The 2,217-nt window shown below is 46.8% G+C and carries 2 protein-coding genes; both read left to right on the forward strand.

What is annotated here, in order from left to right; genetic code table 11:
• The first annotated feature begins 483 nt into the window (after nt 1–483).
• Nucleotides 484–645, forward strand: coding sequence for a hypothetical protein (locus tag HMPREF9140_RS10570; protein ID WP_006951851.1), 162 nt, complete (start codon nt 484–486; stop codon nt 643–645).
• 25 nt (nt 646–670) lie between these two features.
• Nucleotides 671–2,101 carry a hypothetical protein gene (locus HMPREF9140_RS03695; RefSeq protein WP_006951853.1) on the forward strand — a complete coding sequence of 477 codons (1,431 nt, stop codon included), beginning with the start codon at nt 671–673 and terminating at the stop codon, nt 2,099–2,101.
• Nucleotides 2,102–2,217: the final 116 nt, after the last annotated feature.

Genomic DNA, 2,217 nt, shown 5'->3' on the forward strand with positions numbered 1-2,217 from the left:
GAGAAAAGTAGCTAACACACACACACACACACACACACACACACACACACACAGGCATCTAGCCTCACCTAACTTATTTTTACGCGCGCGTAGAAGTTACGTAAACCTAAGGAAACACAAGGGGTATAGCCATCTCTGGTGTTATGTTTTTCGTACCCTTTCGGCAACCGATATAAGAGAAAATAAGGAAAGATTTTACCGGCAAAACCCGCACGAAAATCGTGCGGCGAATACTCCCATTCCTGTAAACATAAACTCCCACTCGGCCGTTAGGCCGCATGTAGGGACAGACCCCGTGTCTGTCCGCTGGCCCCTAGGCCTAATACATGCACAATCGCTCGAGTCTTACTCGGATAATATGTTTGTCCCGTCCGTCAAAAGGACGGTGCGGACAGACACGGGGTCTGTCCCTACATGCGGGCTGGCGCAGTCACCCCTTGCCACGACGATAAATAAAGCAATAACGAAATAACAAGTATCATTATGAACAGAAAGCATTTCTATGAGCCTCCTAAGATTGAGGCAATCGAACTCGAGAACGAATTATTCTTTTGTACATCCGTAAGTCCCAACCCTGGCGGCTCGAACGAGAAAGACTACGACCCGGATGAGGACGTCGACGGCGGCGAATATGAATTCGAGTAAACAACATCCAAAAACAAAACGCAAAATGAAGACAAACTCAAAGATTATGATTCTCGCCGCGCTTGCCGGCTTTCTGGCCTCATCGTGCGGCAACGAGAACAACACGCCCGACCCCTCTCAAGAGCAGGGCATAACATTCAGCTTCGAAGAGCAGAACTACGAATCCGACCAGGACCTAACTCGTGCTGTACCCCGTACGGAAACAATAAATCTTGGCGATTGCGAGGCCGAAGTGAGCGTTGAAAACGACCCCGACACAACCGTGAATAAAACCCGCGCCATCACGAACAAGCACTACACCATCCGCGCCTATCAGGGCAGCGTGAAGAAAGGCGAGATAAAAGGCACGTTTAACGGCACGAAGTTCACTGCCGATTCCAATTCTCCTCAAGACCTAATATTGGAACAAGGTCAAACTTACGATTTCGTTGCTTTCAACGACGATGTAACTCCGTCCTCCTATGGCGAAGAACTCACCGTTTCAATAGACAATGTCGGCAATGCTTATATCGGTAGAACTACTGCGACAATCACTCAAGCAAAAAAGCAGCAAATCGCTTTCGAAATGAAGCACGTCGGCGCTCGTCTGCGTACACGATTTCTCTGTCAGAAACATATTCCGAATAATATCACTGCTACACTCTCACTAGTTGCTGCAAGCAGTATCCCCGTAAGCATGACAAATAATCCTGTAACTCAAACTCAAACCTATACACAAGGTACAATGACACCCCAGGTCAGCAACTCGCCGGCAAGTACGGAGGCCCCCTACACCGCTTCGAATGGTGGACAAACATTTGCCTATACCTCAACTTCCAACTATCATTACTTCCTGCCTTCAACCGAAGGTTCCAAGTTAAAGCTCACTTTCAATGCCGGCACCGTGTTTTGGAAGCCCATAACGGGCGATATTCCCAAACTGAATGCAACGCTATCAATGCAGCAGGGAAAATCGTATTTAGTCAAGATTAAGCTAAAACCCAAATTTAGCTATCTGTTCAGTGATGGCGCCTGGGGAACATTAAGTGCCAATCCCGGTAAAACACCCATTGGAGTAGTTGTAAAAGAAAACAACGGTACACCAAATTCAGGATTGGCCATGGCATTACATAATGCTAACAATGGGAATGGATGCGCCTGGGGGCCGACAAATATGGCTGGAAACAATTCTGTGAAGAATCATGGTCCATCATCATACGATTCCGGATACAACCTGACATGGAGAGCTGCATCCAGTTACTATAATATTGTAAAAGCAAATTCAGGTTCTTTTCCGGCTTTCTACTATGCAGCACAATACTATCCGGGAGTAACAGTGACTGGTACCAATATTGGCAAATGGTTTTTGCCAGGGGGAAGAGATATCGACCCCGTTATGCGTAATCTTTACTGGGGTGCAGGTACTCCTGGTGAATATGGCACACATGTTTGGGGATATGGAGTTCCTTTAGAATGACCGCTATAAAGCAAGTAGGTGGAACAGCTATTTGTGATAACAGCAAAGCACATTGGGTCGCAACAGAAGGAGCGAATGTTCATTGGGATCCAGCGCATCCAAGTGATTTTTGTAAT

It is taken from the genome of Prevotella micans F0438 (genome assembly GCF_000243035.1).
In the GTDB taxonomy this organism is placed as follows: Bacteria; Bacteroidota; Bacteroidia; order Bacteroidales; family Bacteroidaceae; genus Prevotella; species Prevotella micans.

Coding starts and splice junctions, on each gene's coding strand:
- HMPREF9140_RS10570 (WP_006951851.1), top strand. CDS start 484: ATGAACAGAAAGCATTTCTATGAGCCTCCTAAGATTGAGGCAATCGAA.
- HMPREF9140_RS03695 (WP_006951853.1), top strand. CDS start 671: ATGAAGACAAACTCAAAGATTATGATTCTCGCCGCGCTTGCCGGCTTT.